General features: G+C 67.6%; 9 protein-coding genes. 7 read left to right on the top strand and 2 right to left on the bottom strand.

From position 1 onward, the window contains the following. The first annotated feature begins 159 nt into the window (after positions 1 to 159). The 7 genes from pncB to KHN93_RS17295 all read left to right on the top strand — a co-directional run bounded on the left by pncB (position 160) and on the right by KHN93_RS17295 (position 12,793). Positions 160 to 1,356, top strand: a complete 1,197-nt coding sequence (gene pncB, locus KHN93_RS17325) for a nicotinate phosphoribosyltransferase (RefSeq protein WP_104560041.1) — start codon at positions 160 to 162, stop codon at positions 1,354 to 1,356. A 175-nt stretch (positions 1,357 to 1,531) separates the two neighbouring features. Beyond that, entirely contained in the window at positions 1,532 to 1,987 is a 456-nt protein-coding gene (gene bcsD / locus KHN93_RS17320; protein ID WP_039518968.1) for a cellulose biosynthesis protein BcsD, read from the top strand. A gap of 28 nt (positions 1,988 to 2,015) precedes the next feature. Continuing rightward, the gene (locus tag KHN93_RS17315) at positions 2,016 to 2,501 is read left to right on the top strand and encodes a hypothetical protein (RefSeq protein ID WP_104560040.1); all 486 of its coding nucleotides are present in this window, start codon (positions 2,016 to 2,018) and stop codon (positions 2,499 to 2,501) included. 92 nt (positions 2,502 to 2,593) lie between these two features. Then, complete coding sequence (gene bcsA, locus KHN93_RS17310) at positions 2,594 to 4,738, top strand: UDP-forming cellulose synthase catalytic subunit (protein WP_104560178.1); 2,145 nt, start codon at positions 2,594 to 2,596, stop codon at positions 4,736 to 4,738. A 44-nt stretch (positions 4,739 to 4,782) separates the two neighbouring features. Beyond that, positions 4,783 to 7,098 carry a cellulose biosynthesis cyclic di-GMP-binding regulatory protein BcsB gene (bcsB, locus tag KHN93_RS17305; protein ID WP_211920897.1) on the top strand — a complete coding sequence of 772 codons (2,316 nt, stop codon included), beginning with the start codon at positions 4,783 to 4,785 and terminating at the stop codon, positions 7,096 to 7,098. Continuing rightward, on the top strand, positions 7,095 to 8,276 hold the full coding sequence (gene bcsZ / locus KHN93_RS17300; protein ID WP_104560038.1) for a cellulose synthase complex periplasmic endoglucanase BcsZ: 1,182 nt from the start codon (positions 7,095 to 7,097) through the stop codon (positions 8,274 to 8,276). Before bcsB ends, bcsZ begins: the two co-directional genes overlap by 4 nt. Next, positions 8,258 to 12,793, top strand: a complete 4,536-nt coding sequence (locus tag KHN93_RS17295; protein ID WP_211920895.1) for a cellulose biosynthesis protein BcsC — start codon at positions 8,258 to 8,260, stop codon at positions 12,791 to 12,793. Before bcsZ ends, KHN93_RS17295 begins: the two co-directional genes overlap by 19 nt. 237 nt (positions 12,794 to 13,030) lie before the next feature. Here KHN93_RS17295 and KHN93_RS17290 read toward each other — a convergent pair whose 3' ends face one another. Continuing rightward, entirely contained in the window at positions 13,031 to 14,689 is a 1,659-nt protein-coding gene (locus tag KHN93_RS17290) for a PA domain-containing protein (protein ID WP_046344304.1), read from the bottom strand. After that, a complete protein-coding gene (locus KHN93_RS17285; protein ID WP_024940595.1) occupies positions 14,682 to 15,095 on the bottom strand; it encodes a post-PEP-CTERM-1 domain-containing protein in 414 nt (137 codons plus the stop codon). The genes KHN93_RS17290 and KHN93_RS17285 overlap by 8 nt, the downstream gene beginning before the upstream one ends. Positions 15,096 to 15,216: the final 121 nt, after the last annotated feature.

The raw sequence follows: 15,216 nt of genomic DNA, 5'->3' as shown, positions 1-15,216 counted from the left end.
GATGGCGCCTGGCACTCTCCAAGGGAGTGCCAGGCGCAATTGCCGGGTGACTCACCAAGGGAAATCGCCAGGCGCACCGCCGCTGCGCAGCACAGCGCTTCCCGAGGCATCGGCGGCTTGCACGCAGTGCGATCGCCGCTGCGGGCATAATCCGGCAGCATGATCATCCATTCGCTGCTCGACACCGACCTGTATAAATTCACCATGATGCAGGCGGTGCTGCATCAGCATCCGGCCGCGCAGGTCGACTACCGCTTCAAGTGCCGCACGCCCGGCGTGGATCTGGCCCAGTTCATCGACGAAATCTCGCGCGAGATCGATGCGCTGTGCCGGCTGCGGCTGCGCGAGGACGAAGTGGCCTATCTGCGCGGCCTGCGCTTTATCAAGCCGGACTTTGCCGACTTCCTGGCGCTATTCCATCTGGACCGCAAATACCTGCAGCTGTCGGCATCGACCACCCACCCGGGCGAGATCGAGCTGACCATCCGCGGCCCGTGGCTGCACACCATCCTGTTCGAAGTGCCGTTGCTGGCGATCATCAACGAGGTGTGGTTCCGCAACACCTCCGAGCCGGATTACGAAGAAGGCCGTCGCCGCCTGCGCGAGAAGGTGAGCAGCCTGCGTAGCATGCCGGCCGGCTGCAAGATCGCCGACTACGGCACCCGGCGGCGCTATTCGCGGCACTGGCACGGTGAGCTGCTGCCGTTGCTGCGCGATGGCCTGGGCGAGCAGTTCGTCGGCACCAGCAATGTGTATTTCGCCAAGCATTACGGCCTGACCCCGCTGGGCACGATGGCGCACGAGTACCTGCAGGCGTTTCAGGCGCTGGGGCCGCGGTTGCGCGACTCGCAGGTGGCGGCGCTGGAATCGTGGGCGCGCGAGTACCGCGGCGATCTGGGCATCGCCCTGTCCGATGTGGTCGGGCTGGACGCGTTCCTGCGCGACTTCGATCTGTATTTCTGCAAGTTGTTCGACGGCATGCGGCATGATTCGGGCGACCCGTTCGAATGGGGCGAGCGCGTCATCGCCCACCTGCAGGCACACCGCATCGACCCCGCGACCAAGGTGCTGGTGTTCAGCGATGGCCTCAACATCGACAAGGTGATGCGGCTGTACGCGCACTTCCATACGCGTTGCCGGCTGGCGTTCGGGGTCGGTACCAGCCTCACCAACGACCTGGGGCCGACACCGCTGCAGATCGTGATCAAGATGGTCCGCTGCAATGGCCAGCCGGTGGCAAAGCTCAGCGACTCGCCGGGCAAGAGCATGTGCGAGGACGCCGGTTACCTGCGCTATCTGCGCGATGTGTTCGGCCTGCCGCCGATGCCGGAAGCGGGTGACCACGCGCGGCAGTGACTGACGTATAGCGGCAGCTTGTGCCGAGGCCTGACAGCGCTGTCAGGGAATGGCCGAAAAAAATGCGATGCAGCGCTCAATTGGCCGCATGGGTTCGTTAACATTGGCATCACGCTTGCTTCACTTCTGATGCACGCGATGTTGATGTACGGCCTCCTTCCCGCGCGACGTCTCAATGACTGCACCCGACCCATTGTCGCTGTACCGCGCGCGCAGCTGCTCCCGGCAGTGGCTGGGCTTTGTGCGTGCGATGGCCGCCGAGTTCGGCGCCGAGTTGCCCGAGGATGATCTGGCGCCGTTGATGGCGCGCATCGGCCGGCGCTTCGCGCGCGAGCATCGGCTGGCGCACTGCACGACCCTGGACGAGATGCAGCAGGCCGCCAACGCAGTGTGGGAGCGCTGCGATTGGGGCCAGTGCGCGATGCATGAACACGCCGACCACGTGCGGATCCAGCACGCCAGTGCGCCGTTGAGCGTGGCACTGGATGGTGCGGCGTGGAGCGATGGGTTCCTGCAGGGCGTGTACGAAGGATGGTTCCAGCAACTGGGGATGCTGGCAGGCCTGGCGGTGCAGACCGCGCCAGGCGACAGCGTCGATCTGCGCAACTTCGTGTTGATGCGGACGGCATGAACGGCTGAAGTCGGGCAAGGGGAGTGTGATGGCACCGAAGAACAACAAGGCAGCATCCGGGCATGACGATGTGTCCGGCCTGTTCGCGCGTTTGGGGACGCAGGCGAGCGAGGGCTATCAGGATTTCGCCCACACCCAGCTGCCGCCGCGCAGGCCGGGAGTGACGCAAACGCCGGTCCCGGCAACGGTCGAACAGACCCCCGCTGCGGCGGATGCCGTGCAGGTGCCAGCGCCGCTGCCGGCGCCCGCGACATCAGTGCCTGACGTTTTGCCTGCCATGCAGGCAGTGCCGGCGGCGCATCGGTCAGTGCCTGTCGAAGAGACGGCAGGCTCGCCGCTTGATGCGCTCGCGCCGCTGCGCAAATTGCGCCAACTCGACGAGCCCGCAGCGCCTGCAGCGCAGCCGGGCGAGCGCCAGGCGCAGACACCGTTGGAACGCTTGTTTCAGCGCCTGCTGCAGGCCGATGCGCCCAGCGCGACGCAAAGCCCACTGCAGCGACTGCGCTCGCGTTGATCAGCACCACCGTGTGACTTTCGGCAAGCGCCGCTGCGCTCGCCTGTTTCGCCTTGCTTTGCCGCACGCCGCCACGCTTGAAGGATTATCTGATGACTGCTGCCAGCCGCCGTTCCGGATCACCGCTGCCCACGCTGGCGACCTGGGCGCTGTGGTTGCTGGGCGGCTTGTTGCTGGTGTTCGTGGTCGCCGTGCCGATGGATGTCACCCAGCAACTGGTGTTTTCCGGCGTGCTGTTCGCCGTTGCGCTGGCGGTGCGCAAGCGTGGCGGGCGGGTGGTGATCCTGACGATGATGGGCATGTCGCTGGCGGTGTCATGCCGCTACATCTGGTGGCGCATGACCCAGACCATGGGCGTGGGCAGCGCGGTGGATTTCATCCTGGGCCTAGGCCTGCTGGGCGCGGAGCTGTATGCGTTCGTGATCCTGGTGCTGGGCTATTTCCAGGTGCTGTGGCCGCTCGATCGCAAGCCGGTGCCGTTGCCGGCCGACCAGGCGCTGTGGCCGAGCGTGGACGTGTTCATTCCCACCTACAACGAGCCGTTGTCGGTGGTGCGCACCACCGTGCTGGCGGCCAGCGTGATCGATTGGCCGGCCGGCAAGATCACCATCCATCTGCTCGATGACGGCCGCCGCGACGCGTTCCGCGACTTCTGTGCCGAGGTCGGCATCAACTACGTCACCCGCACCAACAACGCGCACGCCAAGGCCGGCAACATCAATGCCGCGCTGAAGAAATGCAGCGGCGAGTACGTGGCGATCTTCGATTGCGACCATATTCCCACCCGCAGTTTCCTGCAGGTGGCGATGGGCTGGTTCCTGCGCGACACCAAGCTGGCCCTGGTGCAGATGCCGCACTATTTCTTCTCGCCCGACCCGTTCGAACGCAACCTGGGCACGCATGGCAAGGTGCCCAACGAAGGCGAGCTGTTTTACGGCCTGTTGCAGGATGGCAACGACCAGTGGAATGCGACCTTCTTCTGCGGTTCCTGCGCGGTGATCAAGCGCAGCGCGCTGGAAGAGGTCGGCGGGGTGGCGGTGGAAACCGTGACCGAAGATGCGCACACCGCGCTCAAGCTGCAGCGTCGCGGTTATCGCACCGCCTACCTGGCGGTGCCGCAGGCTGCAGGTCTGGCCACCGAAAGCCTGTCCGGGCATGTGGCGCAACGCATCCGCTGGGCGCGCGGCATGGCGCAGATCGCGCGCATCGACAATCCGCTGCTGGGGCGCGGACTCAGGCTCTCGCAGCGGCTGTGCTACCTCAACGCGATGCTGCACTTCTTCTACGGCTTGCCGCGCATCATCTACCTCACTGCGCCGCTGGCCTATCTGTTCTTCGGCGCGCACGTGATCCAGGCTTCGGCGTTGATGATCCTGGCCTATGCGTTGCCGCACCTCCTGCAGGCCAATCTGACCAACCTGCGGGTGCAGAGCCGCTTCCGCCATCTGCTGTGGAATGAGGTCTACGAGACCACGCTGGCCTGGTACATCTTCCGTCCCACCCTGGTCGCGCTGCTCAACCCCAAGCTGGGCAAGTTCAATGTCACGCCCAAGGGCGGGCTGGTGGCGCGCAGTTATTTCGACGCGCAGATCGCCAAGCCGTACCTGTTCCTGCTGTTGCTCAACCTGGCCGGTGTGGCTGCCGGCGTGCTGCGCCTGATCTATGTCGGCGGCAGCGGCGAGCAGCAGACGATCTGGTTCAACCTGGCCTGGACGCTCTACAACATGGTGCTGCTGGGCGCCACCATCGCCACTGCCAGCGAAACCCGCCAGGTGCGCAGCGCCCATCGCGTGCCGCTGGATGTCCCGGTCAATCTGTATCTGCCCGATGGCAGCGTGCTGCCCAGTCGCTCATTGAATTTCTCCACCGGCGGCATGGCGATCAGGCTCGCCCAGCCGCAGCCGATCGAGCCGGGGTTGCCGGTGCAGATCGGCCTGAGTCATCGCGGCGTGGAGCAGACCTTGCCGGCGGTGGTGCGCCAGGACCGCGATGGCCAGGTCAGCGTGCAGTTCACCGCGATGTCGATGGAACAGGAGCGCTGGCTGGTGGCCTCGACCTTTGCGCGCGCCGACATCTGGCTATCGCAATGGGGCCAGCACGACCGCGATTCGTTCTGGCGTTCGATGGGCCAGGTGCTTGCCGCCAGCGCGCGCGGTTTCGGACGCCTGGGCGGGCATATCGCGCTCAGTGCGCGTCAGGGCTTCCGCCCGGCGCGCGCGCTCGATCTGGAGTCGTGAGCGTGACGCCTGCCGTTTCCCTTTTCCCTGCCAAGAAGCAACCGATGCGAATGTCCCCGGCCGTGTTGACCTGTGTGCTCACCCTGCTGACCGGCCTGGCGCAGGCGCAGCAGGCCGTGCCGGCAACGGCGACGACCACCCTGACCGGGCAGGCCGGAACCGCCGCGAGCGCGCCGCCCGCACCGGCTCCGATGCCGGCCGGCAGCACCCGCACCTCCAGCCTGCGCGAGCTCGGCATCGACTACGAGATCACCCTGCGCGGCGTGCAGGGCAGTGCCGGCGTGCCCTTCAGCGTGCGCAGCGACGAGATCGTCACCGCCGCCACGCTCAACCTCAAATACAGCTATTCGCCCGCGCTGTTGCCGGACCTGTCGCACCTGAAGGTCACCATCAATGGCGTCACCGTGGGCACCTTGCCGGCCGACAAGGCCAATGCCGGCAAGCTGCTCTCGGCCGATCTGCCGATCGACCCGCGCCTGGTCACCGATTACAACCAGCTCAACCTGCAGTTGATCGGCCATTACACGCGCGAGTGCGAAGACCCGGACCACAGCAGCCTGTGGGCGAATGTGGACGCGGCCACCAGCCTGTCGCTGACCACCACGCCGCTGGCGCTGGCCAATAACCTGGCATTGTTGCCGGTGCCGTTCTTCGATGTGCGCGACACGCGCCGGCTGGAGTTGCCGTTCTACTTTCCGCAGCGCCCGGACAACGCCACGCTGCAGGCGGCTGGCGTGGTGGCCTCGTGGTTCGGCACACTGGCCGGTTACCGCGGCGCGGTGTTCCCGGCCTCGACCGAAGCGCTGCCGGCCACCGGCAACGCAGTGGTGTTCGCCACGCCCAGCACGCTGCCGGAGCAGTTCGCCACCGCCGACAGTGGCGTGGCCGATATCCGTGGCCCGACCGTGGCAGTGGTGGTCAACCCGACCGATCCCAATGGCAAGCTGCTGCTGGTGCTCGGCCGCAACAGCGAAGACCTGCAACGCGCCGCCACCGCGCTGGCCTTGCGCGCGCCGTTGACCGGGGCGGTCGCCCGCATCGGCGAGATCAGCGCGCCGGCGCCGCGTCAGCCGTACGACGCGCCCAAGTGGGTGTCCAGCCAGCATCCGGTGCGCTTCGGCGATCTGGTGACCCAGCCCGGCCAGCTCAATGTAAGCGGCTATCACCCGGACCTGATCCGGGTCGGCCTGCAGCTGCCGCCGGACCTGTTCGTGTGGGAGCGCGACGGCATTCCGGTCGCGCTGAAATACCGCTACACGGTGCCGGACGTGGATAACAAGTCCGCGCTCAACGTCAGCATCAACGAGTCGTTCGTGACCACGCTGCCGCTGACCGGCCGCCCGTTCGCCGAGTCCACCCCGAGGCGCTGGTGGAACAGCCTGGGCGCACGCGGCAGCATGCCGGTGCATCAGGATCTGACATTGCCGGTGGGCGCGTTCTCGGCCAACAGCCAGTTGCGCTTCCACTTCTTCTTCGATCGCCCGCAGGGCGAGGAGTGCAAGAACACCTTCCCGGATGTGTCCGGCGCCATCGATGCCGATTCCAGCATCGACCTGAGCGGCTTCCACCACTACATGGCGATGCCGAACCTGGCCGCGTTCGCCAATGCCGGCTACCCGTTCACGCGCCTGGCCGATCTGTCCGAATCCACCATCGTGCTGCCGGACAATCCGGGCGACCAGGACCTGGGCAATGTGCTGACCCTGCTTGGCCGCTTCGGCGCCTCCACCGGATATCCGGCGCTGCATGCGCAGATCATCGGTGCCGGCGCCGTGCAGCAACACGCCGACCGCGACCTGTTGTTGCTCGGCAGCGCTCAGTCGCAGCCGCTGTTCAAGCAGTGGCGCGCACAGCTGCCGGTGGGCCAGGACGGGCAGGCGACCCGCTTTGCGCTGACCGATTGGGTGCTGGAAAAACTGCCCGGCTTCCTGTCCTTCGATGCGCGCCGCACCGACCTGCCGACCACCACCGAAATCGCGCTGCAACCGCAGCCTGACGATGTGCTGTTGATGGGATTCGAATCGCCGTTGAAGTCCGGCCGCAGCGTGGTCGCGTTCCAGAGCGAAGACCCGGCCAACATGAGCAGGCTGTTCGACGCCTGGTTCGACCCGACCCTGCTCAAGGACTTCCAGGGCAGCGTGGTGTTGCTGCAGCAAAAAAAGGTCATCAGCCTGGTCGGCAACCAGACCTACTACGTCGGCCATCTGCCGCTCCCGACCTGGCTGCGCTGGTACTTCTCGCACCACCCGGTGTGGCTGGCGTTGACCGTGGTGCTGCTGGCGCTGTTGCTGGCGCTTGCCGCGCGCGTGCTGCTGCGCCGGCATGCCGCCGAGCGGCTCAACGAAGGTGGTAGCGCATGAGCGCGCACGACAGCGCCGCGACGATGACGCGCCGCAGCCTGCTACGCGCCGGTGCGCTGGCCGGCCTGGCCGCGTTGCTGCCCACGCGCGCAGCGGCGGCGGCTGGCCAATGCGGGCCGTGGCCGCTGTGGAATGCCTTCGTCGACAAGCACATCCAGCCCGACGGGCGGGTGGTGGATTTCCTCAATCCGGACCAGCGCTCGACCTCCGAAGGTCAGTCGTATGCGCTGTTCTTCGCCCTGGTCAACAACGACCAGGTGTTGTTCGAGAAGGTGCTGGGCTGGACCCGCCACAATCTGTGCGGCGGCCGTCCGGATCTGAATCTGCCGGCTTGGTTGTGGGGCCGCGATGGCAGCGGCAGCTGGCGCGTGCTCGATGCCAATACCGCCAGCGATGGCGAGCTGTGGATTGCCTACGCGCTGCTGGAAGCCGGCCGGCTGTGGAGCCGGCCCGGGTACGTCAAGGCCGGCCAGCAGATCCTGCAACTGATGCGTCAACAGGAAGTAGTCACGTTGCCGGGCCTGGGCGCGATGTTGCTGCCCGGCCGCACCGGCTTTGCCGAGAAGCAACGCTGGACGCTCAATCCCAGCTACCTGCCGATCCAGGTGCTGCGGCGCTGCGCCAACGCCGACCCCAAGGGGCCGTGGGCGGCGATCGCCAGCAATGCCGCGCGCGTGTTGCGCGAGAGCGCGCCGGTGGGCTTTGCGCCGGACTGGACGGTGTGGGATGGCGAGCGCTTCAGCCCGGATCCGAAGCGCGGCAACGTCGGCAGCTACGACGCGATCCGCGTGTATCTGTGGGCCGGCATGCTCGATGCCGGCGAGCCGCTGCGCAGCGGCTTGCTGCGCGACCTGTCCGGCCCGGCCGACCTGCTCGCCGCACAGACCCCGTTTGCGGAAAAGATCGACACCGCGCGCGGCGTGGGCAGCGGTGCATTGCCGGTCGGGTTTTCTGCCGCACTGCTGCCTTACCTGAGTGCGATGGGCCAGCCCGCGTTGCTCAAGGCGCAGGCGCAGCGCATTCCCGCCGCCGCACAAGCGGCAGCCGCTGCGCTGCCGTACTTCGAACGCACGCTGGCCCTGTTCGGACAGGGTTGGCTTGAGAACCGCTACCGCTTTGCCGCAGACGGGCGCCTGCTGCCCGCCTGGAGAACGCCTGCATGCTCCGCAAAAAACTGATCCCGCTGTACCTCGTCGGCATGATCGACCTGTGCCTGCTCGCCTCGCCGGTGCAGGCGCAGACCAGCGCCACCCAGCAACTGGTCGGGCAGGGCAATTACTGGCACGACCAGGGCCGCGACGATCTGGCCGCCGACACCTGGCGCAAGCTGCTCGGCGTCGATCCGGATCAGCCCGACGCCTTGCTCGGCCTGGCGCAGATCGATCTGGCGCAAGGCCGTCAATCCGAAGCACGCAAGCGCCTGCAGCAACTCGACGCCGCACACCCGCAATCGCCGCAGGCACAGCGCCTGCGCGTGGCGATCGGCGCCCATGGCAGCAGCGCTGCCGGCGAAGATCCGAACCTGCGCAACGCACGTCGCGCCGCCGCGGCCGGGCGCTATGTGGAAGCCGCGCGCGATTACGAAGCGCTGTTCGCCGGCAAGCCGCCGCCGCCGGCGTTGGCACTGGAGTACTACCAGTCGCTGGCCGGCACCCCCACCGGCTGGGAGCGTGCGCGCGACGGCCTGCAACGCCTGCAATCCAGCGAACCGGGCAACCCGTCCGTGCAACTGGCGCTGGCGCAGGTGCTGAGTTACCGCGAACCCACCCGCCGCGACGGCATCGCGCAGCTGCGCACGCTGGCGCAACGCGCCGATGTCGGCGGGCCGGCGCGCACCAGCTGGCGCCAGGCGCTGCTGTGGCTCAACGCCGGCGTGGCCGATGCGCCGCTGTACCAGGCATTCCTGGCCGGCACCCCGGCCGATGCGGAAGTCACCGCCAAACTCGGCCAGCTGCGCGAACAACGCAGCGCGGCCACCGCCGCGCCGGCCGACCCCAATGGCGTGCTGCTGGGCGAAGGCTTCCGTGCGCTGGGCGCCAACAATCTGGGCGCTGCCGAACAACGCTTCACGCAGGTGTTGCGCGCACGTGCGCGTGATCCGGAAGCGCTCGGCGGCCTGGGCTCGGTGCGCCTGCGTCAGCAGCGCTTTGCCGAAGCGCAGGAGCTGCTGCGCCCGGCGGCGGCGAGTCACGGCAAATGGAAGGGCGCGCTGGATAGCGCGCGCTACTGGCTGCAACTGCAGCAGGCCGAGGCCGCACGCACACGTGGCGATCTGGCCCAGGCGCGCCAGCTGGTGGAGCAGGCGGTGCAGCTGCTGCCCAACGAACCGGCCGCGCAGGTGGCGCTGGGCGGCCTGCAGGCCGCCAGCGACCCGGCCGCCGCCGAGGCCAGCTATCGCAAGGCGCTGTCGCACGATGCCGACAATGCCGGCGCGCTGCAGGGCCTGGTCGGTTTGTACAGCCGCCAGGGCCGCATGCAGGAAGCCAGCGACGTGTTCAATCGCCTGCCTGCTGCAGAACGTGCCAAGGCCGGTGGGCAAGCCCTGCTGCGTTCCAACGTGCAGCGCGCCCGTGCCCGCCAGGCGCTGGAAGCCGGCGATGCGGTCAGCGCGCAGACCGAGCTGGAAGCAGCGATGGTCGAACGCCCGGGCGATGCCTGGATCCGTCTGGATCTGGCCCGCCTGTATCAACAGGCCGGCCGCCCCGACCAGGCCCGCAGCGTGATGGATGGCCTGCTCGCCGTGCATGGCGACCAACCCGAAGCGCTGCAGGCCAACGCCTTGCTGGCGCAGGAAAGCGGCGATTGGCAGGGCGCCTACGACAGCCTGGAGCGCATTCCGGTCGCATCGCGCACGCCGGAAATGAACCAGCTGCGCACCACCGCCTGGATCGAACTGCAGGCGCGTCAGGCACGCTTGCTGGTAGAGCAGGGCCGGCCCGGCGACGCGCAGCAGTTGCTGGCGCGCACCGAAACCGCGCTGGGCAATCAGCTCGACGACCCGCAGTTGCTGGCCGCACTGGCCGGCGCGCATGCCGATGCCGGCAACGCCCCGCGCGCGCTGACCCTGGCCCAGCGCCTGGTCACCGGCGCCACGGTGCGCAGCGAAGATCGCCTGCGATATGCCGGCGTGCTGCTGCGCGCGCACCAGGACGCCGAACTGTCGGCGGTGCTGCGCCAGTTGCAGGCCACCACCCTGACGCCGGAACAGCTGCGTCGTTATCAACGCCTGCGCAGCGCCTACACGCTGCGCCAGGTGGATGCGCTGCGCGAACTCGGCAACCTGGAAGGCGCCTACGACGCGCTGTCGCCGATCCTGGCCCAACAGCCGGACAGCCGCGATGCGCAGGCCGCGCTCGCACGGCTGTATGCCGCCTCCGGCGACCAGCGTCAGGCGCTGGCGATCTACCAGCAGATCCTGCAACGTCATCCCGACGACCTGGACACGCTCACTGCCGCCGCCAACAGTGCGGCCGCGCAGTCGGACCTGCGCAATGCCGAGCATTACCTGCAACGCGCGCTGGCGCAGGCACCGGAGTCGCCGGAGGTGCTGGCCGCGGCCGGTCGCGTGTATCGCAGCGCCGGCAAGAACCGCAAGGCCGAGCAGTATTTCCGTGCCTCGCTGGCCGCGCAGCAGCGTCAGGCCGGGCAACTGGACAATGGCCTGCCGTCTGCGCGCGGTCCGTCCGCGGTCGCGTCCTCCAGTCGCCCGCTCAATCCGTTTTCCGGTATGACCGGCGGCATGCCGCGCTCGCCGGCGGTGTTGTCCGAGCGCATGGATGCCGGTAGCGCCTATGGCGACGTGGCGGTGGCACCGGTGGCAGCGTCGCCGGGCTCTGCACGGTTCGCCGCTGCCGCACCGATTGGTGCGTCTGCCGACAATGGTGGCGATACGTTGCCGCCGCCGGTCAGCGCCGGCGCTGCGCCCGCCATGCTGCCGGTCTCCAGCGGCCGCATGCGCGGTTCGTCGCGCGGCGACGGGCTGCTTGCCGCGCGCGCGGTTGCGCCGATCGCCGCAGACGCCGGTCCACGTCTGACCAAGCCCGCCGCACAGGCGTTGCCGCCGCTCGGCAGCGGCAACGGCGTGCTCGACGAGTTGCGTGCGGTGCAGTCGGAAAACAGCGACAACCTCGCCGGCGGCGCGTTGTACCGCTCGCGCGATGGCGAAGATGGTCTGGGCCGCCTGGACGATATCGAAATGCCGGTCCAGGCCGAGTTCGCTGTCGGCGACGGCAAGCTCGGCGTCACCCTGACCCCGACCATCGTCGATGCCGGCACGCTGACCACCGATTACGTCGCCGCCAGCCGCTTCGGCAGCGGCCCGCAGACCGCCATCAACGATGCGCTGGCGGCCGATCGCGATCCGATCGATACGCTGGTCAGCTCGTCGATGTACCAGTTGCTCGCCACCGAAGGCGACACCGCCGCCACGCGCGAACGTCTGCGTCGCTACGCCTTGAACACCGGCCTGTTCAACGAACTGCTGGTCGAGAACAACAACAGCAATGCCGCCGCCGTGGCGGCGCTGGCCAACGAACCGTTGCCGGCCTACCTGCTCGGCATCAACGCCTCCAACACGCCGATCGCCCAACTGGCGCGCGACATCCTCGGCAACGCTGCGCTTAGCGAACAGCTGGCTGCCGGCGATGCGGCCGCGTTGCGCGCGCTGGCCGGCAGCACGGCCGCCGCACAACAGACTCCGACCGGGCTGGCCGCCACGCTCAATACCATGGCCGCCACCGGCAACGGCGCGCGCCGGCTCAGCCAGGACGACACCGGGGTGGGCGTCGGTGTGCGCTATCGCAATGGCGGGTTCAGTGCCGACATCGGCAGCACCCCGATCGGCTTCCAGGAACAGAACCTCATCGGCGGCGTCGGCTATCGCGGCGAGCTTGGCGATGCGGTGAGCTGGTCGGCCGAAGCCTCGCGGCGCGCGGTGACCGACAGCGTGCTGTCGTTCGCCGGCGCGCAGGATGCACGCAGCGGCCGCGAATGGGGCGGGGTGACCAGCAATGGCGTGTCGTTGTCGGCCACTGCCGACAATGGGCTGCTGGGCGGTTATGCCAATCTTGCCGCGCACCGTTTGCTCGGCAACAACGTCGCCGACAACGACCAGCGCCAGCTCGACCTGGGCTTCTACGTGCATGCACTGGAAACCCGGCACCAGTCGCTGATGGCCGGCATCAATCTGACCGCCATGCAGTACGACAGGAACCTCAGCGGCTTCACCTACGGCCATGGCGGTTACTTCAGCCCGCAGGAGTATGTGGACCTGGGTTTCCCGGTGCACTGGAGCGGCCTCAGCGCCGGCCAGACGGTGAACTGGAAGGTCGATGCCAGCATCGGCGTGCAGCACTTCAGTACCGACGCCTCGCCGTATTTTCCTACCGATCCCACCCTGCAGCAGGCCGCCTACGATGCCGCCTCGCTGGCGGCCTTGCTCGGGCTGGTCAACCGCTACACCGACCCGGTGTATGCGGGCGAAAGCCGCACCGGCGTGTCCTACAACCTCAGTGGCGCGGCCGAATGGCAGGTGGCGCCGCAGCTGTTCCTGGGCGGGCGCATGACCTTCAACAATGCGCGCGACTACAACCAGTTCAGCAGCAATCTCTATCTGCGGTTCGTGATGGATCGCCTGGGTGCGGCACTGGGTCGTGCGCCGCAGGTGCTGACCTCGCCATACGCTGCCGATCGTTGAGGACAAGGCAGACCGACCGCGCGGCCATCGGGCCGTGGCGGTTGGTCTGCGCTGTGGTGGGTGTCTCTGGCCGGCGTTTTGCTGCGCGCTGTACACGCTTGCTGACGCGCGCGCGCCCTCGGTGGGGCATGGGCATCGCCGCGTGTGGCGCAGCGCGAACAGTGTGAGCACGGACAAACGAACGGCGCCTCCCGGCGCCGTTCGCATTGCATCGATTAACGCAGACTGCGCCTGTTGTTACGGGCGCACCTTGGTGGCACAGACAAATACCGCTGCCTGTTGAATGCGGCTGATCGCACCCTGGTTCTGCAACTCGCGTGCGTGCTCGTCCATGCAGGTCAGGTACCCCAGACGGTTGCCGGCATTTTGCGACTTGCACAGGCTGTTTTCGGCCGAGATGTTGGCGCCGGGAATCAGCCCGCCGGTCTCCAGCGTCGGCACCAGCGTATTGCAGTTGCCCAGCTTGGCCAGCCCGCGATTGAGTGTCCAGCCGATATCGGCAAACAGCGCCGGGGTCAGGTCGATGTTCAGATGCGCCTGCACCTCCGGCGTATCGAATGGTTCCATCAACGCGTTCGGCTGCAGGTCGGTATCGAAGTGCGAGAACGTCGACCCGCCGGCAACCACGCTGGGTGAATACAACCGCGTGCGGCCCGCAGTATCGGTGCCCTGCAACAGCTCGGGGTCTTCGTACAACGCCGCCACCACTCCGGCGCTGCCCTTCAGCCGCGCGCCATCGGTCTGCGACACCATGATTGCCGGGATGGTGATGTCGGTGATCGGCGGGGCGGCATTGCCCATCGTCTGCACGCCGGCCGCGTTATTGGCCACGATCACGCCCACCGCACCGTTGAGCTGTGCGTTCTTGACCTTGATCGCGAACGCGCAAGTGCCGCGGTCGATCAGCGCCACCTTGCCGGCCACCTCGGCCGCATTGACGAACGGCGTTTCGCAACCATCGCTGGCCGATGCGGCAGCCACCCCGTCGTTGACCGTCACCACTGCGCGGGCCGGGAAATTGGCCGCCGTGGCCAGCGGCCCGAAGCTGGCAAAGCCCACTTCGAACTTGCCCGCCGCGCTGGCCGGTGCGCTCACCTGCAACAGGGTGCGCGGATCCAGGATCAGTGCCGCCTCGCGGTTGACGCGCGTGCCGGCCCACACCGTACGCCCCGGCGTGCGCATCGCTTCGGCACGCAGCGCGTTGGTCATGGCCGGATCGTCGAAGCGCTTGTTCTGCACGTTGTCGAAGGCCTGCGCGGTGTAGACGTCGGTCAGGCCGCTGCCCGAGCCGAGCACGCCGGTGGTCTTGTTGAGGAAGCCCGCCGCACCCAGGCCGTGGCCGATCTCATGCATCACCACGTTGAGGAAGTTGATCTGGCCTTCGGGCGTCTTGCCGTCCAGGCCCAGGTACCAGCCCGAGCCGGCCAGGCAGTCGGGCTTGCCCAGATCGCCGTTGAATTGCGAGAACACGTCGGCCGGATCGCTGGGATCGGGGACCAGATCCTGCCCGGCGATCGCATCGCCCAGCGCGGACGGATACAGCGTATTGGGTTTGGAACCGGGGAAGTCGTTGACGATCCAGTTCGGGCCGGCCTGGCCCAGCGTGCCGCCGGTGGCGGTACAGGTCAGCCGCGCGAACGAGGCATACACCTTGATCTCGACGTTGCTCTGCAGCACCGCGCCCCACAGGTCCATCGCGTACTGGTAGGCGATGCGACGCTGCTCGCCGACCGAGCGCCCCGGGTTGCCGCCCAACGGCGCTGCGCTGGTGGGATCGTTCAAGCCGACGCTGGTGCCGGCATCGCCATTGATCAGCGTGACATTGGCGGCGCTTGCATGCAGCGGCGCGATGGCCGCAGCCACCGCCAGGGACAACAGCAACAAGGGCTTATTCATGCGGCAGCGCTCCGTGCTCGGCGTGGGCGGGTTGGGTGTCGGCGTCTTCGCTGTGCTCGATGACGATGCGGCCATCGGCCTGACGGGTCGCCATCAGCGAGCTCATCTGCGTGGCCGGCAACTTGCGCGCCACGGTGCCATTGGGCAGGCGTCGCTCGGTCGCGCGTGCGGCAGATTCGGTCTGCGGAACCGCGGTGCGGGCAGCGCTGCTGCGGGCAGCCGACGCAGCCTGCTGATCCAGCGCCGCGCTCTCGGCGTCGGTCAGCGGGCGCAGCTTGCCGGTGACGGGATCGATACCCACCTTGGAACTGCTGGTTGCAGCCTCTTGCGCCACGGCCAAGGCCGGCAGGCAGACGACACACAACACACCGGACAGCATCCATCCGGGCTTACGAAAGCTCATCATCGTTGGGGTTTCCTTGAGTCCAACAGGGAAAAGGGACGCCGTGCAGACACCGGCATCGGGGGAATCCTTCCGTTTCAGTCTGTTCATGACTGAATCATGAATCCGTGATGTGTGTCAATCT

Source organism: Xanthomonas arboricola pv. juglandis, from assembly GCF_905367715.1.
GTDB classification, from domain to species: Bacteria; Pseudomonadota; Gammaproteobacteria; order Xanthomonadales; family Xanthomonadaceae; genus Xanthomonas; species Xanthomonas arboricola.
The sequence above is the reverse complement of the archived record's forward strand: the minus strand, read 5'-3'. Positions and strand labels throughout refer to the sequence as shown.

Bases quoted from the DNA above. Each gene is read 5' to 3' on its own strand.
- bcsB (WP_211920897.1), top strand. From the start codon at position 4,783: ATGCGAATGTCCCCGGCCGTGTTGACCTGTGTGCTCACCCTGCTGACC.
- bcsA (WP_104560178.1), top strand. From the start codon at position 2,594: ATGACTGCTGCCAGCCGCCGTTCCGGATCACCGCTGCCCACGCTGGCG.
- KHN93_RS17285 (WP_024940595.1), bottom strand. From the start codon at position 15,095: ATGATGAGCTTTCGTAAGCCCGGATGGATGCTGTCCGGTGTGTTGTGT.
- KHN93_RS17290 (WP_046344304.1), bottom strand. From the start codon at position 14,689: ATGAATAAGCCCTTGTTGCTGTTGTCCCTGGCGGTGGCTGCGGCCATC.
- bcsD (WP_039518968.1), top strand. From the start codon at position 1,532: ATGACTGCACCCGACCCATTGTCGCTGTACCGCGCGCGCAGCTGCTCC.
- KHN93_RS17315 (WP_104560040.1), top strand. From the start codon at position 2,016: ATGGCACCGAAGAACAACAAGGCAGCATCCGGGCATGACGATGTGTCC.
- pncB (WP_104560041.1), top strand. From the start codon at position 160: ATGATCATCCATTCGCTGCTCGACACCGACCTGTATAAATTCACCATG.
- KHN93_RS17295 (WP_211920895.1), top strand. From the start codon at position 8,258: ATGCTCCGCAAAAAACTGATCCCGCTGTACCTCGTCGGCATGATCGAC.
- bcsZ (WP_104560038.1), top strand. From the start codon at position 7,095: ATGAGCGCGCACGACAGCGCCGCGACGATGACGCGCCGCAGCCTGCTA.